Source organism: Kineococcus sp. DHX-1 (assembly GCF_042473625.1).
Lineage (GTDB): Bacteria > Actinomycetota > Actinomycetes > Actinomycetales > Kineococcaceae > Kineococcus.
On sequence record NZ_CP170445.1, the window covers coordinates 2,508,216 to 2,534,026 of the forward strand.

The 25,811-nt window shown below is 74.9% G+C and carries 24 protein-coding genes; 9 read left to right on the forward strand and 15 right to left on the reverse strand.

The genetic code is table 11. From position 1 onward, the window contains the following. The first annotated feature begins 50 nt into the window (after positions 1–50). Positions 51–1,847 (forward strand): TIM barrel protein, encoded by a 1,797-nt coding sequence (locus ACFEMC_RS12175; RefSeq protein ID WP_380169879.1) that lies wholly within the window; start codon positions 51–53, stop codon positions 1,845–1,847. 34 nt (positions 1,848–1,881) lie between these two features. On the opposite strand, the gene ACFEMC_RS12180 is transcribed toward ACFEMC_RS12175, so the two are convergent. After that, positions 1,882–2,790 (reverse strand): NADP-dependent oxidoreductase, encoded by a 909-nt coding sequence (locus ACFEMC_RS12180; protein WP_380169880.1) that lies wholly within the window; start codon positions 2,788–2,790, stop codon positions 1,882–1,884. A 55-nt stretch (positions 2,791–2,845) separates the two neighbouring features. Between ACFEMC_RS12180 and ACFEMC_RS12185 the strand changes: the two genes are divergently transcribed. Together ACFEMC_RS12185 and ACFEMC_RS12190 are read left to right on the forward strand one after the other, a co-directional pair. Continuing rightward, complete coding sequence (locus ACFEMC_RS12185) at positions 2,846–3,160, forward strand: Dabb family protein (RefSeq protein WP_380169881.1); 315 nt, start codon at positions 2,846–2,848, stop codon at positions 3,158–3,160. Between the two features lie 115 nt (positions 3,161–3,275). Continuing rightward, on the forward strand, positions 3,276–5,471 hold the full coding sequence (locus ACFEMC_RS12190) for a putative bifunctional diguanylate cyclase/phosphodiesterase (protein ID WP_380169882.1): 2,196 nt from the start codon (positions 3,276–3,278) through the stop codon (positions 5,469–5,471). 9 nt (positions 5,472–5,480) lie between these two features. Here the strand turns inward: ACFEMC_RS12190 and ACFEMC_RS12195 are convergent, their stop codons facing one another. Continuing rightward, the gene (locus ACFEMC_RS12195; protein ID WP_380169883.1) at positions 5,481–5,891 is read right to left on the reverse strand and encodes an ATP-binding protein; all 411 of its coding nucleotides are present in this window, start codon (positions 5,889–5,891) and stop codon (positions 5,481–5,483) included. Positions 5,892–6,048: 157 nt separating this feature from the next. Here ACFEMC_RS12195 and ACFEMC_RS12200 point away from each other — a divergent pair, with 157 nt between their 5' ends. Beyond that, a complete protein-coding gene (locus ACFEMC_RS12200) occupies positions 6,049–6,297 on the forward strand; it encodes a hypothetical protein (protein ID WP_380169884.1) in 249 nt (82 codons plus the stop codon). Here the strand turns inward: ACFEMC_RS12200 and ACFEMC_RS12205 are convergent. Further along, entirely contained in the window at positions 6,288–7,847 is a 1,560-nt protein-coding gene (locus ACFEMC_RS12205; RefSeq protein WP_380169885.1) for a cation:proton antiporter, read from the reverse strand. The two genes, ACFEMC_RS12200 and ACFEMC_RS12205, sit on opposite strands and share 10 nt — an antisense overlap. 92 nt (positions 7,848–7,939) lie before the next feature. On the opposite strand from ACFEMC_RS12205, the gene ACFEMC_RS12210 reads away from it, so the two are divergent. After that, positions 7,940–8,698 (forward strand): HAD family hydrolase, encoded by a 759-nt coding sequence (locus ACFEMC_RS12210; protein ID WP_380169886.1) that lies wholly within the window; start codon positions 7,940–7,942, stop codon positions 8,696–8,698. Continuing rightward, the gene (locus ACFEMC_RS12215; protein ID WP_380169887.1) at positions 8,695–11,049 is read left to right on the forward strand and encodes a glycoside hydrolase family 65 protein; all 2,355 of its coding nucleotides are present in this window, start codon (positions 8,695–8,697) and stop codon (positions 11,047–11,049) included. Before ACFEMC_RS12210 ends, ACFEMC_RS12215 begins: the two co-directional genes overlap by 4 nt. Positions 11,050–11,101: 52 nt before the next feature. Here ACFEMC_RS12215 and ACFEMC_RS12220 read toward each other — a convergent pair whose 3' ends face one another. The 7 genes from ACFEMC_RS12220 to ACFEMC_RS12250 form a co-directional block, all read right to left on the reverse strand. Continuing rightward, the gene (locus tag ACFEMC_RS12220) at positions 11,102–11,551 is read right to left on the reverse strand and encodes a hypothetical protein (RefSeq protein WP_380169888.1); all 450 of its coding nucleotides are present in this window, start codon (positions 11,549–11,551) and stop codon (positions 11,102–11,104) included. A 31-nt stretch (positions 11,552–11,582) separates the two neighbouring features. Further along, positions 11,583–12,026 carry a hypothetical protein gene (locus tag ACFEMC_RS12225; protein WP_380169889.1) on the reverse strand — a complete coding sequence of 148 codons (444 nt, stop codon included), beginning with the start codon at positions 12,024–12,026 and terminating at the stop codon, positions 11,583–11,585. A gap of 19 nt (positions 12,027–12,045) precedes the next feature. Then, positions 12,046–12,783 (reverse strand): 4-hydroxy-tetrahydrodipicolinate reductase, encoded by a 738-nt coding sequence (dapB, locus tag ACFEMC_RS12230; RefSeq protein ID WP_380169890.1) that lies wholly within the window; start codon positions 12,781–12,783, stop codon positions 12,046–12,048. After that, entirely contained in the window at positions 12,780–14,153 is a 1,374-nt protein-coding gene (locus ACFEMC_RS12235; protein WP_380169891.1) for a M16 family metallopeptidase, read from the reverse strand. Before ACFEMC_RS12235 ends, dapB begins: the two co-directional genes overlap by 4 nt. A gap of 1 nt (position 14,154) precedes the next feature. Beyond that, a complete protein-coding gene (locus ACFEMC_RS12240; protein WP_380169892.1) occupies positions 14,155–16,401 on the reverse strand; it encodes a polyribonucleotide nucleotidyltransferase in 2,247 nt (748 codons plus the stop codon). Between the two features lie 251 nt (positions 16,402–16,652). Beyond that, complete coding sequence (gene rpsO, locus ACFEMC_RS12245; RefSeq protein WP_367637604.1) at positions 16,653–16,922, reverse strand: 30S ribosomal protein S15; 270 nt, start codon at positions 16,920–16,922, stop codon at positions 16,653–16,655. A 125-nt stretch (positions 16,923–17,047) separates the two neighbouring features. Then, positions 17,048–18,013, reverse strand: a complete 966-nt coding sequence (locus ACFEMC_RS12250) for a bifunctional riboflavin kinase/FAD synthetase (protein ID WP_380169893.1) — start codon at positions 18,011–18,013, stop codon at positions 17,048–17,050. A 134-nt stretch (positions 18,014–18,147) separates the two neighbouring features. Between ACFEMC_RS12250 and pgi the strand changes: the two genes are divergently transcribed. Continuing rightward, positions 18,148–19,854 carry a glucose-6-phosphate isomerase gene (pgi, locus tag ACFEMC_RS12255; protein ID WP_380169894.1) on the forward strand — a complete coding sequence of 569 codons (1,707 nt, stop codon included), beginning with the start codon at positions 18,148–18,150 and terminating at the stop codon, positions 19,852–19,854. Between the two features lie 56 nt (positions 19,855–19,910). On the opposite strand, the gene ACFEMC_RS12260 is transcribed toward pgi, so the two are convergent. Genes ACFEMC_RS12260 through ACFEMC_RS12270 form a run of 3 tightly spaced genes read right to left on the reverse strand, consistent with a single transcriptional unit; the run spans position 19,911 to position 22,223 of the window. Then, positions 19,911–20,132, reverse strand: a complete 222-nt coding sequence (locus tag ACFEMC_RS12260; RefSeq protein ID WP_380169895.1) for a hypothetical protein — start codon at positions 20,130–20,132, stop codon at positions 19,911–19,913. A gap of 26 nt (positions 20,133–20,158) precedes the next feature. Beyond that, positions 20,159–22,033 carry a thioredoxin-like domain-containing protein gene (locus ACFEMC_RS12265; protein WP_380169896.1) on the reverse strand — a complete coding sequence of 625 codons (1,875 nt, stop codon included), beginning with the start codon at positions 22,031–22,033 and terminating at the stop codon, positions 20,159–20,161. 4 nt (positions 22,034–22,037) lie between these two features. Next, the gene (locus ACFEMC_RS12270; RefSeq protein WP_380169897.1) at positions 22,038–22,223 is read right to left on the reverse strand and encodes a hypothetical protein; all 186 of its coding nucleotides are present in this window, start codon (positions 22,221–22,223) and stop codon (positions 22,038–22,040) included. A gap of 149 nt (positions 22,224–22,372) precedes the next feature. On the opposite strand from ACFEMC_RS12270, the gene ACFEMC_RS12275 reads away from it, so the two are divergent. Continuing rightward, positions 22,373–23,191, forward strand: a complete 819-nt coding sequence (locus ACFEMC_RS12275) for a nuclear transport factor 2 family protein (protein WP_380169898.1) — start codon at positions 22,373–22,375, stop codon at positions 23,189–23,191. 9 nt (positions 23,192–23,200) lie between these two features. Here ACFEMC_RS12275 and ACFEMC_RS12280 read toward each other — a convergent pair whose 3' ends face one another. Next, positions 23,201–24,013 (reverse strand): phosphotransferase, encoded by an 813-nt coding sequence (locus ACFEMC_RS12280; RefSeq protein WP_380169899.1) that lies wholly within the window; start codon positions 24,011–24,013, stop codon positions 23,201–23,203. Between the two features lie 3 nt (positions 24,014–24,016). Then, entirely contained in the window at positions 24,017–24,940 is a 924-nt protein-coding gene (locus tag ACFEMC_RS12285; protein ID WP_380169900.1) for a sugar-binding transcriptional regulator, read from the reverse strand. A 99-nt stretch (positions 24,941–25,039) separates the two neighbouring features. Here ACFEMC_RS12285 and ACFEMC_RS12290 point away from each other — a divergent pair, with 99 nt between their 5' ends. Next, positions 25,040–25,783: a GolD/DthD family dehydrogenase gene (locus ACFEMC_RS12290; RefSeq protein ID WP_380169901.1), complete on the forward strand. Its 744-nt coding sequence runs from the start codon at positions 25,040–25,042 to the stop codon at positions 25,781–25,783. The last annotated feature ends 28 nt before the right edge of the window (positions 25,784–25,811 follow it).

Genomic DNA, 25,811 nt, shown 5'->3' on the forward strand with positions numbered 1-25,811 from the left:
CCTCCCGCCGCACCACCCCCGGGGACTGCCGGGGTGGCAGGGTGGTCACCGTGCGCACCTCCATCGCGACCGTGAGCCTGGCCGGGACCCTGCCGGAGAAGCTGCGCGCCGCGGCCGCCGCCGGCTTCGACGCCGTCGAGGTGTTCGAACCCGACCTCGTGACCTCCCCGCTGCGACCGGCGCAGGTCCGCTCCCTCGCCGCCGACCTCGGGGTGAGGATCGCGCTGTACCAGCCGTTCCGCGACCCCGACGACGTCGACCCGTCCCGCGCGGCGCGCGTCCGCGAACGGTTGCGGCGCAAGCTGGACGTCGTCCGCGAGCTCGGCTGCGACCTGGTCCTGGTCTGCTCCTCGGTGCACGCGGGCGCGGTGCGCGACGACGACGGACTCGCCGCGCAGCTGAGCGCGCTCGCCGACGACGCGTCCGCCGCGGGGGTGCGGCTGGCGTACGAGGCGCTCGCCTGGGGGGCCCACGTCTCCGACTACCGGCACGGGGCGCGCGTCGTGGCGCTCGCCGACCACCCCGCCCTGGGGACGTGCGTGGACTCCTTCCACGTCCTGTCCCGCGGTGACGACCCCGACGGCATCGCGGACCTGCAGAAGGTGTTCTTCTGCCAGGTCGCCGACGCGCCGCTGCTCGGCATGGACGTCCTGCCCTGGAGCCGGCACCACCGCCTGTTCCCCGGCCAGGGGGGTTTCGACCTCGCCCGGTTCCAGCGGGCCGTCCTGGCTTGCGGGTACGACGGGCCGGTGTCCCTGGAGGTGTTCAACGACCTCTACCGCCAGGCCGACCCGGGCCGCACGGCCGTGGACGCGCTGCGCTCGCTGCGCTACCTCGCCGACCGAGCCGTCCCCGGGACGCTGCCCGCCGCCCCCGTCCCGCGCGACTGGGCCTTCGTCGAGGTCGCCGCCTCGGGCGCGGGACTGCCGGCCGTGGAGTCGCTGCTGACGGCGTTCGGCCTGCGGCGCACCGGGGTGCACCGCCGCGGCGAGGTGGACCTGTGGACCCGCGGGCCGGTGCGGGTCGTGGTGAACCAGCGGTCGGCCCAGGACCGGGCGAGGCTGTCCTCCCTGGGGTTGGAGGTGGACCAGCCGCACGCCCTGGCCGAGCGCGCACGGGACCTGCTCGCCCCGCTCGTGCACCGCCCCGTGGGCCCGGGCGAGGCGGAGATCCCCTCGCTCGTCGCGCCCGACGGCACGTGGGTGCAGTTCTGCAGCACCGCGCCGGAGTGGCGCGACGACTTCGTCCCCGTCCCCGCCCCGGCGCAGACCCCGTCCGCGGGCGGGTTCACGGGGATCGACCACGTGACGCTGCCCCAGCCGTTCGCGGGGTTCGACGCCGCGGGCCTGTTCCTCACCGCGGTGCTGGGTCTGGAGGCCGGGGAACTCTCGGAGGTCCCGGCTCCCGACGGGCTGGTGCGGTCCCGGCCGCACACGTCGCCGCGGTCCCCGGTCCGCATCGCGCTGAACGTCGGGCCCACGTCGGCGACGCTGCGCGGGCGGCCGCTGACGGGCGGGCACGTGGCGTTCGCGACCAACGACCTCGTGGCCGTCGTCGACGGTTTCCTCGCCGCGGGCGGCCGTGCCCTGCCGGTGCCCGGGAACTACCACGACGACCTCGCCGCCCGGTTCGACCTCGACGAGGAGTTCTGCGAGTCGTTGCGGCGCCGCGGGATCCTCTACGACCGCGACGAACGGGGTGGGGAGTTCCTGCAGTTCTTCGCCCGCTCGGTGAGCCGGGAGTTCTTCGTCGAGGTCGTCGAGCGGCGCGGCGGGTACGCGGGGTTCGGGGCGGGGAACACCGCCGTGCGGCTGGCCGCGCAGCGGGTGGCCCCCGGGGAGGACTGACCCGCCGGCGGCCCGCCGGTCCCGCGAGGAGGGGTCAGGGCAGGAGGACGATCCGGCCCCGCCGGTGCGGGCGTTCGGCCGTCGCGAACGCCTCGACCACGTCGTCCAGCGCGAACGCCCCCGCGATGGGCACGTGCAACCGGTCCTGCGCGACGAGGTCCACGAGTTCGGCGAGGACCTCGGCGCGCCGGGGCGCGGCGGGACCGAACTCCAGGTCGGCCTCCAGCGGCAGCGTCGCGACGCACCGGGAGGACGGCACCTCCAGGGCCTCGGCGAGGTGGTCGACGTCCGCGCCGGTGGTGTCCACCACGACGTCGACGCGTCCCGCGCGACCGTGCACGACGCGGGCCAGCGCCCCGGCGTCGGCCGGTTCGACGGCGTCCGCGCCGTGCGCGTGCAACCAGTCGTGGTGGGTGGCCTCGGCCACGCCGACAACCCCGGCCCCGCACAGGCGGGCCAGCTGGACGACGAGGGTGCCGACGTCGGAGGCCGCGCCGACGACGAGCACGACGTCCCCGTCCCCGACCCCGGTGGACTCCACGCACGTCCACGCCGTCACGCCCGCCACGTACAGCGCGCCGGCGACCTCCCAGGACACGGCGGCGGGTTTGCGGACGAGGGCCCCCTCCGGGACGACGACCACGTCCGCGTGCCCGCCCTGCTCCGGGCTCCAGCCGAGCACCTCGTCGCCGACCGCGAACCGGCGGGCCCGGGACCCGACGTCGGTGACGACCCCGGCGAACTCCGAGCCGGTGGCGGCCGGGAAGGCCCGCGGGTAGAGCTCGGCCAGGGCCCCCTCGCGGGCGGCGGACTCCCCCGCCGTCACCCCCGAGGCGCGGACGGTGACCTGGACCTCGGCGGGTCCGGGACGGCGGGCGGGGACCTCGACGACGCGCAGGACGTCCGGCCCGCCCCACCGCTCGAAGCGGACGACTCTGCTCACGGGCGCAGCCTGTCCCGAACGCCCGGGCGGGGCAAGCCTGTGCTGTGCTGGCCGGGTGATCAGGAACGTCGTCGTCGGCCGTCTGCACCCCGGAGCCGACCGCAGCGTGCTGGACCGGGCACTGCGCGCGATCGTCGCGCTCGACCCGCCGGGCCTGCTGGCCGTGCACGTGGGGACCGACGCGGGGCTGCGCGCGGGGAACTGGGACTGGGCGCTCACGCTGGACTTCGTGGACGCGGAGGCCTACCGCGCCTACGACGCGGATCCGGAGCACAACCGCGTGCGGGCCGAGCTGTTCGCCCCGTCGTGCAGCGACATCGCCCGCGTGCAGTTCGAGGTGCCGGACCCGCCCGGACCCGTCTCCGGCTGACCCGGACGGGCGATCCTCCCCGCCGGCCCCTGCGCGAGCGCGGTCGCGGTGCCGATGGTCTCCCGTCACCTGCAGCACGCCGGGTGCCTCTTCTGCGACCGGAGGTGGTGCCCCCGTGGCCGACCGCGCCCGCCACCACGCCCCCTGCCGACGCCCGTCCGCCCGCGTCCCGCGGCTCGCCGTCGTGCTCGCACCCCTCGTGCTCCTCGCCGTGACCGCGGCCGTCGTCTGGCCCGCCTCGGCCGAACCCGTGCTGCGGACCGGGACGGGCGTCCTGTCGCTCGCGCTGCTGCACGACCGCGTCCGGCGGGTGGAGGCCGAGCGGGACGTCTGGCGCTGGTTCCGTTCCTCCGCGCTCGTCGCGACCGCCGGGTGCGCGGTCGACCTCGCCGGCGGGGCTCCGCTGGTCCTGACCGCGGCCGGGCTCGTCGGCTGCGCCCTGCTTTACCGCGGACTCATCGGGTGGAACCGCACGAGCACGCGCACGACCGACCCCGGCGACTGGCTCAACGGCATCAGCGCGATCTTCGCCGTCGTGGCCGTGGTCGACCTCGCGCTGGCCGCCGCGGGGTGGGCGGTGCCGGCCGTGGCCGGTCGGCAGCCGGTGCTGGTCGGCGCGGCCGCGCTGTTCGTCGTCCTCGGGACGACGCTGACGGTCGCGAGCACGGCGGCCCTGCTGACCGACCTGCGGCCCTGGCTCATGAGCGCGGGCGCCGCCGCGGCGCTCGCGGGGCAGGTGCTCGGAGCGACCGGGCGGCCGGGGTGGGCCACGCCCGGGGCCGCCGCGCTCGCGCTCAGCGTGGGGCTCGCGGCGCAGATGCCCGTCCGTCCGACCCGGCCCCAGCCCGCGACGACGCAGTCCCTGACGATCGGCGCGTTCGTCGTGCTGCTGGCCGGGGTGTCGGTGCTGGCCGGCGCCACCCGTCTGCGCCCCGACGTGACGACCCCCGCCGTGGTGTGGGCCTCGGCCGCCGTCGTCGGCGTGAGCTTCCGCGTCGTGCACCTGATCCGCGACCTGTCGCACCTCGCGGTCCGCCGGCAGGAGGCCCTGACGGACGAGCTCACGGGGCTCGCCAACCGTCGGGCCTTCGACCGGGCGCTCGCCGTCCCGGCCGAGCGTCGCGCGCTGCTCGTGCTCGACGTCGACCGGTTCAAGGAGGTCAACGACCGCTTCGGCCACCCCGCGGGCGACCGGCTGCTCGTCGCCGTCGCCGGCCGGCTGGCCGGGGCCGTCCCGCCCGGCGCCGTCCTGTGCCGGCTCGGCGGGGACGAGTTCGCCGTCCTGGTCCCCGACGCCGACGAGCCGGCGGCCGCCGAGCTGGGCCTCCTCCTGCTCCGGGCCGCCGCCGACGACGGGCGCCGGACGAGCGTGAGCGTCGGCGTGGCCACCGGAGGGCAGCTGGGCGAGGAGCTGTTCCGGCAGGCCGACACGGCCATGTACCAGGCCAAGGCGAGCCGTTGCGGCGTGCGGCTCCACGACGCCGACCTCGACGCGGCCGCGCGCCGGCGGGCCGGGCTCGCGGACGACCTGCACGCGCTGTGGCGGGACGGGGAGGTCGGGCAGCTCGAGGTCTTCCACCAACCGCAGGTGGGGCTCGCGGACGGCCGGGTCAGGGGCGTGGAGGCCCTCGTGCGCTGGCGGCACCCGCTGCTCGGTCTGCTGTCCCCGGGGGCCTTCCTCGACGTCGTCGAGGACGAGGGACTCACGGGGGCGCTCACCGTCCACGTCCTGCGCACGGCGTCCCGCGACGTGGCCCGCTGGCGGGCGGACGGGTGGCCGGAGGTGTCGGTCGCGGTCAACCTGTCGGCCACGGACCTGTCCGACCCCCGGCTGCTGCCGCTGCTGGAGGACCTGCTGGCCGCCGGCCTGGAGGCGTCCGCGCTCGTGCTGGAGGTCACCGAGAGGGCGCTCGTGCAGGACGGCGAGGCCGGGCTCGACCTGTGCCACGCGCTGCGGCGCCGGGGGTTCGGGCTGAGCATCGACGACTACGGGACGGGCTGCTCCTCGCTGGCGCACCTGAGCGACCTGCCGGCCACCGAGCTGAAGGTCGACCGCTCCTCCACCCAGCGGGTCCTGGAGGACGCCGGCGTCCACGCCATCGTCGCGGCGACCGTGGGCCTGGCCCACGAGCTCGGCCTGCGGGTCGTGGCCGAGGGGGCCGAGGACGTCGCGACCGTCGACGCGCTGCGCGAGCTGGGCTGCGACGAGGTGCAGGGGTTCGTGCACGCCCGCCCCATGCCGGTGGACGACCTGGGGCCGTGGCTCGGGTCGTGGGCCTCGCGGCCGGACCGCAGTGCGGCCCCGGTGTGACCGGACCCGTCAGGTGGCCCGTCCCCCGGGCCACCCGCAGCGGAACCACGTGACCTTCCCCGGACCCTCGGGCGCCGGCCCCGATCCCCACTCGTCCGCCATGACGTCGACGAGCGCCACGCCGCGGCCACCGGTGCTCTCGAGGTCCCGCGCCCGCAGGTGGGGTGGCGCGGCGCTGCCGTCGTGGACGGCGACGCGGACGTGGTCGGGGCCGCACTCCACCTCCAGCCGCACCGGGGGGGCGCCGTGGACGACGGCGTTGGCGACGACCTCGGACGTCAGCAGCTCGACCACGTCGAGGACCGCGTCCCGGTCCGGCCCGCCGCCCGCGAGCTCCTGCCGGCAGCGGTCGAGCGCCCAGCGCCGCGCCACGGCGACCGCGCCGGGGTCGGAGGGCAGGGTGAGGCATGCCGACGGCAACGGGGTTCTCCTCGCTCGTCTGCGGCGCGCCGGCTGGTTGCAGCGCGTGCCGACGACAGCCACGGAGCCCGGCGACGACGCTGCTCACTCTGCCTCACCCCCGGTGACCGGGCAATCACGATGGGCGGAACGCCCGACACCCGCTCAGAGTGGGTGCATGAGCGAACCACAGGACGAACCGCAGGACCGGGACGCCATCGACGTCCACGACAGCACCACCGAGGCCGACCCCGACGCCGACCCCGGTCAGCTCAACCCCCGCGACACGCGCGGCACGAGCACCGGCGACGGCGCCCGGACCGCTGGCGACGCCGACCCCGACGCGGACCCCGACGCGCTCAACCCGCGCTCCCAGGACGAGGACGCGGACGACGGGAAGGGCCCGTCCGGAGAGCCTCACTCGTAGCGCGCGGCCCGCGCCTCGACGTCGAGCAGGAGCCGGTCGGCGACGGCGGGGCTCACCTCGCCGTCGCGACGCGCCTGCTGCACGCGGTCGCGTTCGGCGTCGGTGGCCACCACCATGAGCCGGCCGAGCTCCTCGACGGCCTCCGGCTCCTCCTCCCCCTCGTCGAACAGACCGACGATGCGGTCCTGGTGCTCCCACCGGGCCCGGTAGCGGGTGGTGACGGTCGAGCGGGCGCGTTCACCGACGTCGGAGGCCTGCTGGACGGCCCGCAGCGCCGCCCGGGTCGCGTCCCGGCGCAGGCGCCGGGCGTCCTCCTCGGCGGACTCCGTGGCCCCCACCCCGAGCAGCCGGACCAGCGGCGCCAGGGTCAGTCCCTGGGCGACGAGCGTCACCAGCACGGTGACGAGGGCGACCACCACCACCTCGGACCGGTGCGGGAACGGTCCGTCCTGCCCCGTCAGGGGCAGGGCCAGGGCGGTGGCGACCGTGACGACCCCGCGCATCCCCGCCCACGACGCGACGGTCGCCTCCCGCCACCCGGCCGGGGTGGCCGACCCCCGCCGCCGCGCGCGCCGGCCCGCGAGCGCCGATGCGCCGTGGACGACGGCGAACCGCACGACCACCAGGACCGCGATGACGGCGGCCGCCAGGCCCAGCACGTGGCCGTCCCCCACCGCGGAGCTGTCCTCCAGCGCCGAGGTGAGCTCCAGGCCGAGGAACCCGAAGAGCAGTCCGGTGACGAGGAAGTCCACGTAGCGCCAGACCGACCGGCCCAGCACCCACCCCGCCGACGTCGAGGCGCGGTGACCGCGTGAGCGCAGGAAGTACCCCGCGGCCAGGACGGCCAGCACGCCCGAGGACTCCACGGCGTCGGCGAGCAGGTAGACCGCGAAGGGCAGCGCGAGGGTGATCGTCGTCTCGACGGAGGCGTCGGACAGCCGGGACAGCGCCGCCCGGGCGGCCACCCCGCCGGCGAGCCCGACGACGATCCCGCCGAGCACCTGCAGCGCCAGCCGCCAACCGACCTCCCCCAGCCCGATGCCGCCGGCCACGACCGCGATGAGCCCGACCTGGTAGGTGGTCAGGGCGGTGGCGTCGTTGAACTGCCCCTCCCCCTCCAGCACCGTGACGAGCCGCGGCGGCAGCCGGAGCGTGCGCGCCACGGCCGTCGCGGCCACCGGGTCGGGCGGGGCGACGACCGCGCCCAGCACGACCGCGACCGCCCAGGGCAGCCCGAGCAGGTGGCCCACGACCGCGACGGCGGCCGCGCTGGCCGCCGTGAGACCGACGGCGAGGACCGTCACGGCGCGCGCGTCGGCGCGCAGCTCCCGGACGGACCCCCGCAGCGTCTGGGCGAACAGCAACGGCGGCAGGACGAGCGGCAGGATGACGTCCGGCGGCACCCGCGGCGTCGGCACGACGGGGAGCAAGGCCAGCAGTAGGCCGTACAGCGTCAGCGCGATCGGCTGCGGGACCCCCACCCGTCCGGCGAGCGGGGTGAGGACGACGATCCCCACGAGCAGGAGACCGAGCAGCGCGACGACGTCCACCCCGCGATCCTCACCCCGGTGCCGGAACGGCGCCGGGTGGAGGCTCGCCGGCCGACCTGCGGGCCGGGGGTGGCGCTCCTAGGGTGCGGAGCGTGCTGGGACTGCCTGACCACGTGACCGCGCTGCTGTTCGACCTGGACGGGGTGCTCACCGACACGGCCGCCGTCCACGACCGGGCGTGGACCGCGACCTTCGACGCGTTCCTGCGCGCGCACGCCGAGCACACGGGGCAGGAGTTCCACGCCTTCGACCCCGAGGACGACTACGCGACCTTCGTGGACGGCAAACCCCGCGCGGACGGGGTGCGCGACTTCCTCGCCTCCCGCGGGATCACGCTGCCGGAGGGGTCGGCCGACGACCCCGCCGACCAGGCCTACGAGGACACGACGGTCGCGGGGCTGGGCAACCGGAAGAACGCCGACCTGCTGCGCCGCATCGACGCCGACGGCGTGGACGTCTACGAGGGGTCCCGGCGGTACCTGCAGGCCGCGCGCGAGGCGGGCCTGCGGCGGGCGGTGGTGTCCTCCAGCGCCAACACCCGGCAGGTGCTCGAGGTGACGGGGCTGGCCGAGTTCGTCGAGGAGCGCGTCGACGGGGTCACGCTGGCCGAGCAGCACATCGCCGGCAAACCCGCCCCCGACAGCTACCTCGCCGGCGCCCGTGCGCTGGGCGTCGACCCCGCGCACACCGCGGTGTTCGAGGACGCGCTGTCCGGGGTCGCGGCTGGACGCGCCGGGGGTTTCGGTGCGGTCGTCGGGGTCGACCGCCGGGGCCGGGCGGACGCGTTGCGCGAGCACGGGGCGACCGTCGTCGTCGCCGACCTCGCCGACCTGCTGGAGGCCGCCTCGTGATCGCGCAGGACACCTTCCCCGTCGACCCGTGGCTGGTCCGGGAGACGCAGCTCGTGCTGGACCTGCTCGGGTCCTCCGAGTCCGTCTTCGCGCTGTCCAACGGGCACATCGGGTTCCGCGGGAACCTCGACGAGGGTGAACCGCACGGTCTGCCGGGCACCTACCTGAACTCCTTCCACGAGGAACGTCCGCTGCCGTACGCCGAGGCGGGGTACGGCTACCCCGAGGTCGGTGAGACCGTCGTCAACGTCACCGACGGCAAGCTCGTCCGGTTGTTCGTCGACGACGAACCCTTCGACGTGCGGTACGGGACGCTGACGGCGCACGAACGCGTGCTGGACCTGCGGGCGGGGACCCTGGTGCGGACGGCGGAGTGGACCTCGCCGGCGGGCAAGCGGATCCGGGTGCGCTCGACCCGGCTGGTCTCCTTCGTGCAGCGCGCCTGCGCGGCCGTCGAGTACGTCGTCGAGGCGGTCGACCAGCCGATCCGCGTCACGCTGCAGTCCGAACTCGTCGCGAACGCCGCGATGCCGGGGCAGTCCGACGACCCGCGGGTGGCGGCCGTCCTGGACTCGCCCCTGCAGGCCGTGGAGGGGGACTCCGGGACGGCCGGGGCGACGCTCGTGCACCGCACCCGCGTCAGCGGCCTGCAGATGGCCGCGGGCATGGAGAACCACGTCCACGCGCCGGGCCGGGTGGACGTCGAGACGCACGACGCGCAGGACTGGGCGCGCACGACGGTCGTGACGACGTTGGACCCCGGGCAGGAACTGCGGCTGACGAAGTTCCTGGCGTACGGCTGGTCGGCGCTGCGGTCGACGCCGGCGCTGCGCGACCAGGTGGCGGGGGCGTTGTCCGGCGCCCGGTTCACGGGTTTCGCGGGGATGCTCACCGAGCAGCGCGAGTACCTGGAAGAGTTCTGGGACGCCGCCGACGTCGAGGTCGAGGGCGACGCCGAGGTCCAGCAGGCCGTGCGGTTCGCCCTGTTCCACGTCTTGCAGGCCGGGGCCCGCGCCGAGCAGCGCGGCATCGCCGCGAAGGGCCTGACGGGTCCCGGCTACGACGGTCACACGTTCTGGGACACCGAGGCGTACGTGCTGCCGGTCCTGACGTACACCGCGCCGCAGGCGGCTGCCGACGCCCTGCGCTGGCGAGCCCGGACGGTCGAACCCGCGCGGCAGCGCGCCACGGAACTCGGGCTGCGCGGCGCGGCCTTCCCGTGGCGCACGATCCGCGGCCAGGAGTCCAGCGGGTACTGGCCGGCGGGGACCGCCGCCTTCCACGTCAACGCCGACATCGCCGCAGCGGTCGAGCGGTACCGGGTCGCCACGGGCAGCGAGGACCTGGAGACGGACGGCGGTCTGGTGGTCCTCGTCGAGACCGCGCGGCTGTGGATGTCCCTGGGGCACCACGACGCCCGCGGCGGCTGGCACGTCGCCGGGGTCACGGGGCCCGACGAGTACACGGCCGTCGTCGTCGACAACGTGTTCACGAACCTCGCGGCGGCGCAGAACCTGCGGGTCGCGGCGCAGGCGTGCGCCCGGCAGCCCGACCTCGCCCGCTCCCTCGGGGTCGACCTGGAGGAGCAGGCGACGTGGCGGGACGCGGCCGCCGCCGTCGTCGTCCCCTACGACGAGGACCTGCGGGTGCACCAGCAGTGCGAGGGGTTCACGCAGCGGCCCGAGTGGGACTTCGCGGCGCACCGGGAGTACCCGCTGCTGCTGCACTCGCCGTACTTCGACCTGTACCGCCGGCAGGTGGTCAAGCAGGCCGACCTGCAGATGGCGCTGTTCTGGTTCCCCGACGTCTTCACGGCCGAGGAGAAGGCGCGCGCCGTCGACTACTACGAACGTCGCACGGTGCGGGACTCGTCGTTGTCGGCTGCGGTGCAGGCGATCACGGCCGCCGAGGTGGGGCACCTGGAGCTCGCCCACGACTACCTCTACGAGGCCGCGACCGTCGACCTGCGCGACCTGCACCACAACACCGGCGACGGTCTGCACATGGCCTCGCTCGCCGGGACGTGGCTGGCCCTGGTCCACGGGTTCGGGGGGATGCGCGACACCGGCGGCGCGCTGCGGTTCGACCCGCACCTGCCGTCGGGGGTCTCGCGGCTGCGGTTCACGATCCGGTGGCGGCAGGCGAAGCTGTGCGTCGACGTCCGCCCCGACGCCGTGACCTACACCGTCCGCGACCACGGCTCGAGCATCGACCTGCGCCACGGGGAGGAGGAGCTCACCGTGCACTCCGGCGAGCCGGTGACGCGGCCGCTCACCCCCTTGGTCCCGCTGCTCCCCCGCCCCGTGCAGCCGCCGGGCCGCGCCCCGCACCACCGCGAGCACCACACCTGACCTTCCCGGCTGACCGCCCGTTCCCCCACGCGGGAACGGGCGGTGCGAGGGGTCAGGCGCGGGTGAAGGTCGCCGTCATCGCGGTGTGGCGCTCGCCGTCGGCGAGGGGGACGTCATCCATGCGCAGGGCCAGGGCGTCGTCGTCGGAGGCCAGGGCCACCTCCCAGCGCCACCGGCCCTCGGCGTAGTCGTAGGCCACGACCACGGTCCCGTCCTCGTGGACCCGGCCGCTGAGCACGCGCGCTTCGGGGGCCTGGTGCCAGGAGTCGCCCCAGAGCGCGACGACCGGGCCGGCGTCGGGGGTGCCGTCGGCGGGACCGAGGGCGAGCAACCCCGCCTGGGGGCCGTCGTCGGGGTGCTCCCACGTGTAGGCGACCGTCGTCATGGCTCCGCTGACCTGCACGAAGGCCGTGGCCGGCGCGGGGTGCGGGGGGTCGTCGGCGAGCAGCCGGAAGGCGTTCTCGCCGGTCCAGGTCCCGGCGCGGTCCGCGGAGGAGGACATGCACCGAGCGTAGCCACCGGCGCCCGGGACGTCAGGACGGCGAGCGGTGCAGCTTGACGGCGTGGCGGGCGGCGGCGCGGCCGCGGCGGCGGTCGCCGGCGGCGTCGTAGGCGATGGCCAGGCGGTACCAGGCGCCCGCGTCCTGCGGGGACGCCTCCACCTCGGCCTTGGCCTGCTCCCACTCGCGGGCCCCGGCAGCCCGGTCGATGCGACCGGCCGCGGTGCGTTCGAGGTCGTCCGCGGGCAGCTCACCGCGCTCGGCGAGCTCGCGGCCCAGCCGCTCGGTGGCCAGGCCGAAGAGGAGCTCGCGCACGACGGCCCACAACCCCACGACCGGCAGCAGGAAGAGAGCGACGCCCAGGGCGATCCCCGCCCACACCCCGGTCCGGATCAGCTCGTAGCCGAGCCGGCCGAGGAAGACGAAGTAGAACAGCAGCGCGGCCACGCTGACCGCGATGACGACCTTCGTGCGCACGCCCGCCACTGCTCCGCCCTCAGTCCAGGTCGAGGTAGTGCTCGAGGCCGACGGTCACGCCCGGGCGGGACGCGACCTGCCGCACGCCGACGAGCAGCCCGGGCATGTACGCGGACCGGTCGTAGGTGTCGTCGCGCAGGGTCAGGGTCTCCCCCGGCCCTCCCAGGACGACCTCCTGGTGCGCGGTCATCCCGCGCATCCGCACGGCGTGGACGTGGATGCCGTCGACGACCGCCCCCCGCGCGCCGGGCAGCTCGGTGGTCGTGGCGTCCGGCACGTCGCCGAGCCCGGCGTCCGCGCGGGCGGCCGCGATGAGCTTGGCGGTGCGGATGGCCGACCCGCTGGGCGCGTCGACCTTGTCCGGGTGGTGCAGCTCGACGACCTCGACGGACTCGAAGAACCGGGCGGCCTTCGCCGCCAGCTGCATCACCAGCACCGCGCCGATGCCGAAGTTCGTCGCGATGAGCACGTGGCGGTCGGCGGCCTGCGCCCACGCCGTCACCTGCTCGACGCGTTCGGCGGTGAAGCCCGTGGTGCCGGTGACGACGTGCATCCCCTGGCCCAGCGCCCACTCGACGTTGGCCATGACCTGGTCCGGCACCGTGAGGTCGACGAAGACGTCGCTGCCCGCCGCCGCGGTGAGGTCGTCACCGCGGCCGAGGGCGGCCACCAGTTCGAGGTCCGGGGCGGCCTCGACGGCGGCGACGGCGAGCGAACCCATCCGCCCGCGCGCCCCCGCCACGGAGACCCTCGTCACTGCACGACCCCGGTGAACCCCGTGTCGTCGCCGAACGGGCCGACGACGGTCACCGAGCGCGGCCGCGCCAGCAGGTCCGCGGCCATGGCCTGGACCTCCTCGGCGCTGACCGCCCGGATGCGCGAGAGCACCGCGTCGACGTCGAGGAACTGCCCGTGGGTCAGCTCGGACTTCCCGAGGCGGTTCATGCGCGAGCCGGAGTCCTCCAGGCCCAGCACGAGACCACCGGTGAGCTGGCCGATCCCGCGGGCCAGCTCCTCGGACTCCAGGGGCGTCTCACCCAGCTTCACGAGCTCGGCGAGCATGAGGTCGCTGACCTGCGCCGCCTTGGCCGGGGAGCACCCGGCGTACAGGCCGACGTAGCCGGAGTCGGCGTAGTTCGCGTTGAACGAGTACACCGAGTACGCCAGGCCCCGCTTCTCGCGGACCTCCTGGAACAGTCGGGAGCTCATCCCGCCGCCGAGGACGGCGTTGAGCACCGAGAGCGTGAACCGGCGCGGGTCGGTCGCGGTGATGCCCGTCATCCCCAGCAGCACGTGCGCCTGCTCGGTCTGCCGGTCCACCACGAGCGCGCGGCCGCGGTCCAGTCCGCCGGCCACCTCACCGCTGGTGCGGCGCGCGCGGGGAGCGGCCTGCCCGAGGTCGCCGGCGGCGCGGTCCAGCTCGCGCTGCACCGTGGCGACGACCTCGTCGTGGTCGAGCCCGCCCGCGGCCGTGAAGACCAGCGTGGACGGCTGGTAGTGCTCGCGGTAGTGCGCCCACACGTCGTCGCGGCCGACGGCCCGGATGGTGTCGGGGGTGCCCCCGATGGGCCGGGCCAGCGGGTGCTCGCCCAGGACGAGCTCGGCGAAGCGCTCGTGCGCGACGTCGCCCGGGTCGTCGTCGTTCATCGCCAGCTCCTCGAGGATGACCTCGCGTTCGCTGGTGAAGTCGTCGTCGTCCAGGACGGCGGAGGTGACCATGTCGGTGACGACGTCGATCGCCATCGGCAGGTCGGAGTCCAGGACCCGCGCGTAGTAGGTCGTGTGCTCCTTGCCGGTGGCCGCGTTGGCCTCGCCGCCCACGGCGTCGAACGCCGAGGCGATGTCCATCGCGTCACGCCGCTCGGTGCCCTTGAAGAGCAGGTGCTCGAGGAAGTGCGTGGAGCCGAAGTGGCCCTTCGTCTCGTCGCGCGAGCCGACGCCGACCCAGCAGCCGATGCTCGCCGAGCGCTGGCCCGGCATCGCCTCGGTCAGGACGCGGGCCCCGCACGGCAGCACCGTGCGGGTGACGACGGCCCCGTCGACGTCCGACAGGACGGTGGTAGCGGGAACCCCGCCGGCCGCCACGGTGGGCAGCTCGACGGGGTTCCCGGTCGGGTTCGACGTCACGTCAGGCGTCGGCCGTCTCGGCGGCGTCGGCGGAACCCTCGGCCGCGGCCTCCTCGGCGACGACCGGCACGAGCGACAGCTTGCCGCGCGGGTCGATCTCGGCGATCTCGACCTGGACCTTCTGGCCCACCGAGACGACGTCCTCGACGTTGTCCACGCGCTTGCCACCGGAGAGCTTGCGCAGCTGCGAGATGTGCAGCAGGCCGTCCTTGCCGGGCATGAGCGAGACGAACGCGCCGAAGGTCGTCGTCTTGACGACGGTGCCGAGGTAGCGCTCGCCGACCTCGGGCATCGTCGGGTTGGCGATGGCGTTGACCGCAGCGCGGGCCGCCTCCGCCGAGGGACCGTCCACGGCCCCGATGAACACCGTGCCGTCGTCCTCGATGGAGATGTCGGCGCCGGTGTCCTCCTGGATCTGGTTGATCATCTTGCCCTTGGGCCCGATGACCTCGCCGATCTTGTCCACGGGGACCTTGACGGTGATGATGCGCGGCGCGGTCGGCGACATCTCGTCCGGGGTGTCGATGGCCTCGGCCATGACGTCCAGGATGTGCAGGCGCGCGTCGCGGGCCTGGGTCAGCGCACCGGCCAGGACCGAGGCCGGGATCCCGTCGAGCTTGGTGTCGAGCTGGATCGCGGTGACGAACTCCTTGGTGCCGGCCACCTTGAAGTCCATGTCCCCGAACGCGTCCTCGGCGCCGAGGATGTCGGTCAGCGCCGCGTACTGCGTCTGGCCGTCGACGGTGTCGGAGACCAGACCCATGGCGATGCCGGCGACGGGGGCGCGCAGCGGGACACCCGCGTTGAGCAGCGACAGCGTCGAGGCGCAGACGGAGCCCATCGAGGTGGAGCCGTTGGAGCCCAGCGCCTCGGAGACCTGACGGATCGCGTAGGGGAACTCCTCGCGGGCCGGCAGGACCGGGACGAGGGCGCGCTCGGCGAGGGCGCCGTGCCCGATCTCGCGACGCTTGGGCGAGCCGACGCGGCCGGTCTCACCGGTCGAGTACGGCGGGAAGTTGTAGTTGTGCATGTAGCGCTTGCGCGTCACCGGGGACAGCGTGTCGAGCTGCTGCTCCATGCGGAGCATGTTCAGCGTCGTGACGCCCAGGATCTGCGTCTCGCCGCGCTCGAACAGGGCCGAACCGTGGACGCGGGGCAGGACCTCGACCTCGGCGGACAGCGTCCGGATGTCGGCCAGGCCACGGCCGTCGATGCGGACCTTGTCCTTGAGGATGCGCTGGCGGATCAGCGACTTCTGCACCGAGCGGTAGGCGGCCGAGACCTCCTTCTCACGGCCGGCGAAGGCCTCCGCGAGCTCGCCCTTGACGCGGTCCTTGATCTCGTCGATCCGGGTCTCGCGCTCCTGCTTGCCGGCGATGGCCAGCGCGGCGGCCAGCTCGGTCGCGGACGCGTCGAAGACGGCCTGGTAGGTGTCGTCGGCGTAGTCCGGGAAGAGCGGGAACTCCTGCGTCGGCTTGGCGGCCTTCGCGGCCACCTCGGCCTGCGCCTTGACGAGCTTGGCGATGTGCGGCTTGGCCGCCTCGAGACCGGCGGCCACGACCTCCTCGGTCGGGGCGGTGGCGCCCTGGTCCTTGATGAGGGTCCAGGAACCCTCGGTCGCCTCGGCCTCGACCATCATGATCGCGACGTCCTCGGTGCCGTCCGCGGCGGTCACGACGCGACCGGCGACGACCATGTCGAAGACGGCGCGCTCGATCTCGGAGTAGCGCGGGAACGCGACCCACTGGCCGTCGATGAGGGCGACGCGGACGCCGCCGACCGGGCCGGAGAAGGGCAGGCCGGACAGCTGGGTCGACATCGACGCGGCGTTGATGGCCACGACGTCGTAGGCGTCGTCGGGGTGGATCGCCATGACGGAGACGACGACCTGGACCTCGTTGCGCAGGCCCTTGACGAAGCTCGGGCGCAGCGGGCGGTCGATGAGGCGGCAGGCCAGGATCGCCTCGGTCGAGGGGCGGCCCTCGCGGCGGAAGAACGAGCCGGGGATCTTGCCGGCGGCGTAGCTGCGCTCCTCGACGTCGATCGTCAAGGGGAAGAAGTCGAACTGGTCCTTCGGGGACTTCCCGGCGGTCGTGGCGCTCAGCAGGAACGTCTCGCCGTCGAGGTAGACGCTCGCGGAACCGGCGGCCTGCTTGGCGAGGCGGCCGGTCTCGAAGCGGACGGTGCGGGTGCCGAACGAGCCGTTGTCGAGGACGGCTTCGGCGGCGGTGATCTCAGGACCCTCCAAGGGGTTCCTCCTCCGGGTTGGCGCGGCACCCGCGCGCCCCGGCCTTCGATCGAGACCCACGGAGGGCCCAGGTGTCCTGGGCCGTCCGGAGGCCACTACCGAGGACCGGTGCGACGCTGCGCGGTACCGCTGGGTGTACTGCTCGCAGGTGGTGCACCTGCGAGTCTGCCGCGAGTGCGGCACGGACGCGCAACAGGGGTGGTCCGCAGTAGCGGGACCACCCCTGTCGCGTCAGGTCCCTGACCGGTGGGTCAGCGACGGATGCCCAGTCGCTCGATGATCGAGCGGTAGCGGTTGATGTCCTTCTTGGCCATGTACTTGAGCAGGTTGCGACGCTGGCCGACCAGCAGCAGCAGCCCGCGGCGGCTGTGGTGGTCGTGCTGGTGCGTCTTGAGGTGCTCCGTCAGGTCGCGGATGCGCTGGGTCAGCATCGCGACCTGGACCTCCGGCGAGCCGGTGTCGCCCTCGGTGGTGGCGTACTCGGCCATGATCTTCTGCTTCGTGGCGGCGTCGAGGGGCACTCGTCTCTCCTTGCACTCGTTGCGCGGTGCCTCGGGGCTGATCCACCCGGGCGCTCTGGGTCCGCGGCCGATCGAACGGCGGTGACCAGGCTACCAGCGGTGCGTCAGGGACCCGACCAGGCCCCTCACCCGAGGAGCAGGGCCCGGCAGCGGGCGACGTCGCGCTCCATCTGCTCCACCAGCGGGCCGATCCCCTCGAAGCGCAGCGTCGGGCGCAGGTGGGCCACGAAGTCCAGGTCCACGCGCTCGCCGTACAGGTCCAGGACGTCGTCCGGTCCGGCCCCGGGCTGACCGGGCAGGCAGTACGCCTCGACCTGGCGGCGCAGGCCGTCGAACGTCGGGTTGGTGCCGATGGACACGGCCGCGGCCAGCCGCACGCCCGAGGGCCGGGTCAACCAGCCCGCGTAGACGCCGTCGGCCGGCACGAGCCCCACCGCGCCGTCGGTGTCGAGGTTGGCCGTGGGGTAGCCGAGCTCGCGGCCGCGGTGGTCGCCGTGCACGACGGTCGAGCTCACGCGGTGCGGGTGCCCCAGCATGTGGGCCGCGCGCTCGACGTCCCCGGCGGCCAGCGCCTCGCGGACGGCGGTCGAGCTGACCCGGTGCTCACCCGTCCCCGGGTCGCCCAGGTCGTCGAGCACGACCACCTCGAAGCCGTGCCGGCGGCCGAGCTCCTGCATGGTCGCCAGGTCCCCGGAGTTGGCGCGGCCGAACCGCACGTCGTGGCCGACGACGACGACCTGCGCCCGCAGCGCGGTGACGAAGACGTCCTCGACGAAGCGCTCGGGGCTCCAGGCGGCGAGCTCGCGCGTGAACCGCATGACGAGCACGGCGTCCAGCCCGGTGCGCTCCAGCAGGTCGAGGCGGTGGTCGAGCCCGGTCAGCAGCCCGGGAGCGCGGTCGGGGTCGAGGACCTGCAGCGGGTGCGGGTCGAACGTGACCGCGACCGATCCGAGACCGCGCGAGCGGGCGAGGTCGGCGACCCGCCCCAGGACGGCGGCGTGACCGCGGTGGACCCCGTCGAAGTTGCCGATGGTGACGACCGACCGGCCGAACCAGGGTTCGACGTCTGACAGGTCTTCCCACCGCTGCACGCGGACACTGTGCCAGCAGCCGGTCGCGCACCCCGAACGCGGGCTGGCTAGCGTCGTGGGCGGGACCCACCGTCGTGGACCGACGCAGCAGACTCGCCGAGCCCGTCCGCGGGCCGCAGCACAGGAGGACACAGATGACCGAGGACCACGTGAAGGGGCCCGTCGACCCGACCACCACGGCGGCCTGGTCGACGCTGACCGACCACCGCGAGGCCACCACCCCGGACCTGGCCGGCTGGTTCGCCGCCGACCCCGAGCGCGCCCGGCGGCTGAGCTTCGGCGTGGCCGACCTCTTCGTCGACCTCTCGAAGAACCTCGTCACCGACGACACGGTCGCGGCGCTGCTGCAGCTCGCCGAGCAGACCGGGGTCCTGGCGCGGCGCGACGCGATGTTCGCCGGTGAGCACATCAACGTCACCGAGGACCGCGCCGTGCTGCACACCGCGCTGCGCCGTCCGCCGGGTTCGACCCCCGCCCTCGTCGTCGACGGCCAGGACGTCGACGCCGACGTGCAGGCCGAGCTGACCAAGGTGTTCGCCTTCGCCGACTCCGTCCGCAGCGGGCAGTGGAAGGGCGTGACCGGCAAGGCCATCACGCACGTCGTCAACATCGGCATCGGCGGGTCCGACCTCGGCCCGGTCATGGCCTACGAGGCCCTCAAGCCGTACGTGCAGGCCGGGCTCGAGTGCCGGTTCGTCTCCAACATCGACCCGACCGACGTCGCCGAGACGACGAAGGACCTCGACCCCGAGACGACGCTGTTCATCGTGGCGTCCAAGACGTTCGGCACGCTGGAGACCCTGACCAACGCCCGGCTGGCGCGCGCCTGGCTGTGGCGCGAGCTGGCGGCGGCCGGTGTCCTCTCCGACGACGACGCCGCCCGCAAGGACGCGGTGGCCAAGCACTTCGTCGCCGTGTCGACCGCCCTGCAGAAGGTCGCCGACTTCGGCATCGACCCCGAGAACGCGTTCGGGTTCTGGGACTGGGTGGGCGGCCGGTACTCCGTCGACTCCGCGATCGGCACGTCGCTGGCCGTCGCCGTCGGCCCGGAGGCCTTCCGCGAGTTCCTCGCCGGGTTCCACGCCGTCGACGAGCACTTCCGCACCACCGAGCCGGCGCAGAACGTGCCGCTGCTCATGGGCCTGCTCAACGTCTGGTACGTGAACTTCCTGGGCGCCCACACCCACGCCGTGCTGCCGTACTCGCAGTACCTGCACCGGTTCGCGGCCTACCTGCAGCAGCTGACGATGGAGTCGAACGGCAAGTCCGTCCGCTACGACGGCGAACCCGTCACCACCGACACCGGCGAGGTGTTCTGGGGCGAACCCGGCACCAACGGCCAGCACGCGTTCTACCAGCTGATCCACCAGGGCACGCGGGTGGTCCCGGCGGACTTCATCGCGTTCGCCACGCCGGCCCACCCGCTCGTGGACGAGGCCGCCGACGGTGCCGACGTCCACGCGCTGTTCATGGCGAACTTCTTCGCCCAGACCAAGGCGCTCGCGTTCGGCAAGTCCGCCGAGGAGGTCCGCGCCGAGGGCACGGCCGAGGACGTCGTCGCCGCACGCGTCTTCTCGGGGAACCGGCCGACCACGTCCATCATGGCGCCGTCCCTCACGCCGTCGGTGCTCGGCCAGCTCATCGCGCTGTACGAGCACATCACGTTCGTCGAGGGCGCCGTGTGGGGCATCGACAGCTTCGACCAGTGGGGCGTGGAACTCGGCAAGAAGCTCGCGCTGGAGATCGCGCCCGCCCTGACCGGGGACTCCTCGGCGCTCGACGCGCAGGACCCCTCGACGGGGTCGCTCATCCGGTACTACCTGGAGCACCGCACCAACTGACGCCCCGGGACGCTGCCGCTGCGGGATCCGCCCGGATCCCGCGGCGGCGCAGCGGGTCAGGCCGGCGGGGTGCCGTCGCCCGGTCCGTCGGAGAACTCCGGCCGGCCGTCCGCCCACTCGACCTCGCGCACCTGCAGGCGGATCGTCCCGCCGGTGCGCGCGTCGTCGTCGTGGTGCACGGCGTACGTCCGGCCGCGGTCCTCGAGCACGTCGAGCGCGCCGGGTCCGCCCTGGTTCCCGCGGGTGCGCAGCAGCGACGTCCCTCCCCGGTCGCTCACCCCTCGCCGCGGCGTGGAGGGGTGCCTCACTCCGCGGGGAGGGTGAGCGTCAGCCGGTCGGACGCGCCCGGCACGAACCGGACGGGCACGTCCCACTCCGCGCGGTGCAGGCGGCAGGCCGCGCCGGACCTGCCGTCGTCGTCGCACGTCGCCGCCCGCGCGGCGACGTGGAGCACCCCCTCGGTGGCCCCGTCGGCCAGGACCAGCCGACGTGAGAGCGCCTGTCCCGCAGCCCGCCCCGCGACCAGGAGGGTCGGGGGCGCCGCGGTGACGACGAGGCGGGTCCCGCCGTCCCCCCGACCGTCCAGGCGGGTCCCCGGCGGCGGCGTGAACTCCACCGCGAGCAGGACCTCCCCCGGTCGCAGCTCGACGGGCGGCGTCGCGGTGCGCCGGTCCCGGCCGGGGGCGAGATCGCGCACGAGCCGGTGCCCGGCGCTCTCCACGGTGGTGAGCACCTGACCGTCGGGCAGCACGTCGACCGGTTCGGCGAGGTCGCGCAGGACCGTCGTCACCTCCTCGGCCACGGGGTCGTAGCGGCGGACGGCGCCGTTGAAGGTGTCGGCCACCAGCACCGTCCCGTCGGTGTCGACCGCGACGCCGAGGGGGTGCTGGAACTGCGCCTGGGCGGCCGGCCCGTCGCGGAACCCGAACTCGAACAACCCCGTGCCCACGTGCGTGCGGACGACGTACCCGGGACGGGCGACCGGGTCGGCGTTGGCGAACCGGTGGTCAGTGACGACCGGAACGGTCCGGTCGGGCTCGCCCCCGGAGGCGTTGCGGCGCAGGCTCCGCAGCGACGACGTCTCCGCGTCGGCGAACCACAGGACGTCGCCGGACGCGTCGACCGCGAGCGCCGACGGCTGTGCGCACCAGGCGCTCTCGGCCGGTCCGTCGCGGAGCCCCTCGGCCGTGGTGCCGGCCAGGACGCGCGCAACTCCCGGCACCGGGTCGAACGCCCAGAGCTGGTGCACGCCGGCCATCGCGACGACGAGCTGTCCGTCGAACCACGCGACGTCCCAGGGACTGGAGAGGTCCTGCGCGAGAGCGGGACCGCCGCCGTGCCGCCGCCGCGCGGGACGGCCGGTCCCCGCGACGGTCCGCGCGGACCCGTCGGCCAGGCGGACCCCACGGAGCGCGTGGTTGCCGGTATCGGCGACGACGACGTCGTACCCGACGCGTTCGGCCACGGCGGGCGGCAGCAGGGCCAGGCCCTGCGGCCCGGCGAACCGGGGGGTCGTCCCGTCCTGCAGGCCGCGCTCCCCCGTGCCGGTCCGCCGGAGTTCGGTGGTGAGGTCCTCGTCGAGCTCGACGAGCTGGTGGTGTCCGGCGTCGGCGACGAGGACCGACCGGCCCGGCAGCGCGACGGCGCGGGCCGGGAACCGCAGCACCGAGGGCTCGGGCCGCTCGGGAACCTCCGGGGAACCGTTGCGGCGCAGCGTTCCCCCCTGGCCGTGCTCCTCGACGAGGTCGGCCACGAGGGTCCCCAGCTCGGCCGCGTGCCCCTCCCCGGACAGCGTCGCGACGACGTACCCGTCGGGGTCGAGGAGCACCAGCGTCGGCCACGCGCGCGCCGCGTAGGCCCGCCAGGTGACGAGGTCGGCGTCGTCGAGCACGGGGTGGTGCACCCCGAGGCGGCGCACCGCCGCGTCGAGGGCAGCGGGGTCGGCCTCGTGGGGGAACTTCGGGGAGTGCACGCCGACGGTGACCAGTGCGTCCGCGAACGCCTCCTGCAGCGGCCGCAGCTCGTCCAGGACGTGCAGGCAGTTGACGCAGGAACTCGTCCAGAAGTCGAGCAGGACCACGCGTCCGCGCAGGTCCTCCGGCGCGAGGGCAGGACTGTTCAGCCAGCGACGGCCGACGAGCCGGGGCGCCCGGACGCGCGGACCTCGCGACGACCGCACCCCGTCAGACGCCCGGGAAGGGGAACCGCAGGACCGCGGCACGGTTGGGGTCCTCCGAGGGGCCTGGTGCGGGCACCGGGCTGACGTCCAGCTCGGCGACCGTGTCCTCCGGGCGCGTCCGCGGCGGGAGCGTGCGCCAGCGCGCCCTCGGGTCGGCCGACGTCCGTGCGTCCTGCGCCACCTCGTCCACGACTGCCTCCTCGGTCCGTCGAGCGCCACGCTGGGATCCCCACTGTCGCACCGCCCGTCCGTCCCGGCCAGCCCCACCGACGGCGGGGCCGTGACGACTGTCACATCAGGAAACCTGAACGTCGGTACGGCCCGCGCCGTGTCCTGGGCGTGAGATCCCGACTCCTCGTCCTCGCCGCTGCCGGCCTCGCCACCGCCGTCCTCGCCGGGTGCAGCGGATCCTCCGCCGCCGACCCCGCCCCGTCCCAGAGCTCGATCTCCCCCTCGACCTCCACCGCGTCCCCGTCGGGCGACGACCGCCTCGACCGGGCGGCCGAACAGGCCGACCTCGCCGTCGTCGACCAGCTGTTCCGGACGGCCCCGCCCGGGCTGACCGCCGGGAACCGGGCCGTCGTGGCCCGCACCGCCGCCGACGGTCCCTACGTCGCGGTGCACTGGCACGACGCGAAGGACCCGTCGCAGCCGTGGACCGGGACGGCGCGCGTCGACCTGTTCCGCCTGGACGCCGGGAAGGTCGTCCAGCACTGGGCGCTGTCCCAGGCCGTGCCCGCCGCCGGCGCGAGCGGCCACACGATGTTCGACGACGCGTGGACGGGGACCCCCGCGGCCCTCACCGAGGAGCAGGAGGAGCAGCAGCGGCAGTTCGCGGTCGGCGCCTACGACACCCTGTTCCGCGATCAGGACGCGACGGTCGTGGACCGCTCGTTCGACCCCGCCTACCGCCAGCACAACCCGCTGGTCCCCGACGGGACGGCACCGCTGAAGCAGTTCTTCGCGGGGTCGTCCTTCCCGCCCCAGGAGTCCGCCCTGTCCCTGTCCGACGGGGACCTCGTGTGGACGTTCTCCCGGCCCGTCGGCGGTGCGGCGCAGGAGTTCACGGCCGCCGACCTGTTCCGCGTGGTCGACGGGAAGATCGTCGAGCACTGGGACGTCGTCCCGGGCGCCGCGGTGGGACCGACCGCGACCTGAGCCCTCGCATCACCCGGCGCGCAGCACCTCCCGCAGCAGCAGCGCGCGGTGGCGCAGGATCCACCGCGCGCTGTCCGTCCGCCACGCCAGCGCCCACAGCGGCGCGGGGTCGGTGCTCTCGGGCCGGACGCGCGCCTCGTCGGCCTGGGCGGCCGCGTCGGCCACGGCCACCTCGACGAGGAGCGCCACGAGCTCCTCGCGGCGAGCCGGCGGCAGCTCGTACCCGTCGAGCAACCGCCGCAGTTGCCGCGCCCGCTGGACGGGACTCCCCAGCCCCTGCCGTTCCGCCACGACGTCGCCGACCAGCTGGCAGGTGAGCCAGCCCGCCTGGGCGAGCTCGACGAGCGGGTCGACGGGACCGGCCGCCTCCCAGTCGACGAGGGCCACGGGCAGCCCGGCGCGGGACACCCAGTTCCACGGGCCCGTGTCGCCGTGACCGACGACGCGCGGCCCGCGGCCGAGCTCGCGGACGAACCAGGGCTGCCACCGCGCTCCCGCCGGGGGCTCGAAGTCCGCCACCGCGCGGTGCAGCGCACGCAGCAGGGCACCGACGCCGCTCACGGCCTCGTCGGTCCACGGCGCGGGGGCGAGGACCTGCCCCGGCACGAAGGCCACGGCCTCCCGGCCGTCGGCCGCGACGCCCGTCCCCACCGGCCGCGGCGCCCCCTCGAACCCGCGCTCGGCGAGGTGGTGCAGCAGGGCGAGCACGGCCGGCGACCACGGGGTGGCGGGGCGCAGGACGACCTCCCCGCGGCGCGTCACGACGGTCCGGCCCCCACCGGTCAGCGCCGTCTCGTCGCCGGGGTGCAGGTCGGCTTCCACGGTTCAGCCCTCCCGGCGCAGGAGCCGGCGGGCCAGGTGCACGTCGGTCACGACGGAGGAGACCAGTCCCGACCGCAGCAGCGCGTGGACCGCGTCCGTCTTCCCCCGTCCGCCTCCGACGCCGATGACGTCCGGGACGGCGCGCAGCTGCTCCTCCGAGATGCCGAGGCGGCGCTCGTCGAGGCCGGGGACGCGGCGGCCGTCGGCGTCGACCAGCAGCGCCCCTGTCTCGGCGACCACCCCCGCCGCGGCGAACCGCGCCGTCTCCGACTCCCCCAGCAGCGCCGGGATCTGGGAGTGCTCGGGGGACCAGGCGCCGACCGCGACGACGGCGCGCGTCACCCGGGCGTGGGCGGCCAGGGTCGGACGCAGGGCGCGGTGGGCGCGCAGCGTCGCGGCCGTCCGGGCGTCACCGACGACGAGCGGGGCGAAGATCGAGAAGACCCGTCCGCCGCTGGCCTCGCTGACGACGCGCGTGATGTCGGTCGCGGTGGCGCCCAGCTGACCGCCGAGGCCGGTGATCTGGACGACGTCGCACGCGGCGATGCCGTCGAGGTGGCCCGTCATGGCCCGCAGCGTGCGACCGCAGTCGATGCCCAGCACGTCGTCGGCGGTGACGACCTCGCGGAGCAGGTCGGCCGCGACCTGGCCGAGGGGTTCGCGGACCCGGTCCCCGTCGGGCGTCTGCACCGCGAGCGCCCGCCGCAGTCCGTAGCGGGCCCGCAGCTCGTCGGAGACGTCGTAGTCGATGCCCGCGGGCGCCCGGACGTCGATGCGGACGATGCCGGCGGCCCGCGCGGCCTGCAGGACCCGGCCGACCTTGAACCGGGAGAGCCCCCGCTCGGCGGCGATGTCCACGCGGGAGAGCCCGTCGACGTAGTGCCGGCGCGCGATGGCCACCACCTCGGTCAGCTCCTCCGGACCCACGCGCCCAATGCTCGCCGATCCCGGCTCGGATGCGCAGGAGTCTGCTCACGTGAGCAGAGCGGTTGACCGGGCCCGGCCGGCTGCCCAGCATTCGGTTCCGTGACCCCGGAGGACCCCCGCAGCGGTGCGGGCGACCGCGTCGCCCTCGTGACGGGCGGCGCCAGCGGCATCGGCGCGGCCGTCGTCGCCGCCTACGCGGCCGAAGGCACCCGGGTCGCCGTCCTGGACCGCGACGAACGGGCCCTCGCCGGGGCCGGTGGGGACGTCCACGTCGCCGCTGACGTCACCGACCCCGTCGCCGTCGAGGAGGCCGTGGCCACCGTCGTGCGGGAGGCCGGCCGGCTCGACGTGCTCGTCGGCTGCGCCGGGACGGCGACCATCGCGTCCGCGCTCGACATCGACCTCGCCGGGTGGGCCCGCACGCTCGACGTGAACCTCACCGGGACCTTCGTCGTCGCCCGGGCCGTCGCCCGGCACCTGGCCGTGCACGGCGGCGGACGCATCGTGACGATCGCCTCCCAGGCCGCGACGGTCGGGCTGGAGGGGCACGTCGCCTACGCCGCCTCCAAGGCCGGCCTGCTGGGGATGACGCGCACCCTCGCCCTGGAGTGGGGACCGCTCGGCATCACGGTGAACACCGTCTCCCCCACCGTCGTCCTCACGCCGCTGTCCCGGCCGAACTGGCAGAACGCCGCCGGAGACGCCCTGCGCGCGCAGGTCCCCGTCGGCCGGTTCGCCGAACCCGAGGAGGTCGCGGCCGCCGTCCTGTACCTGACGGGCCCGGGTGCGGCGATGGTGAACGGCCACGACCTCGTCGTCGACGGCGGGTACACCGTCCGGTGACGAGACGGGCCTGAGAGGCTCCCCCAGA

Excerpts from the sequence above, each read along its gene's own strand:
- pgi (WP_380169894.1), top strand. The coding sequence starts at position 18,148 with ATGACCGAGGACCACGTGAAGGGGCCCGTCGACCCGACCACCACGGCG.
- ACFEMC_RS12200 (WP_380169884.1), top strand. The coding sequence starts at position 6,049 with ATGAGCGAACCACAGGACGAACCGCAGGACCGGGACGCCATCGACGTC.
- ACFEMC_RS12220 (WP_380169888.1), bottom strand. The coding sequence starts at position 11,551 with ATGTCCTCCTCCGCGGACCGCGCCGGGACCTGGACCGGCGAGAACGCC.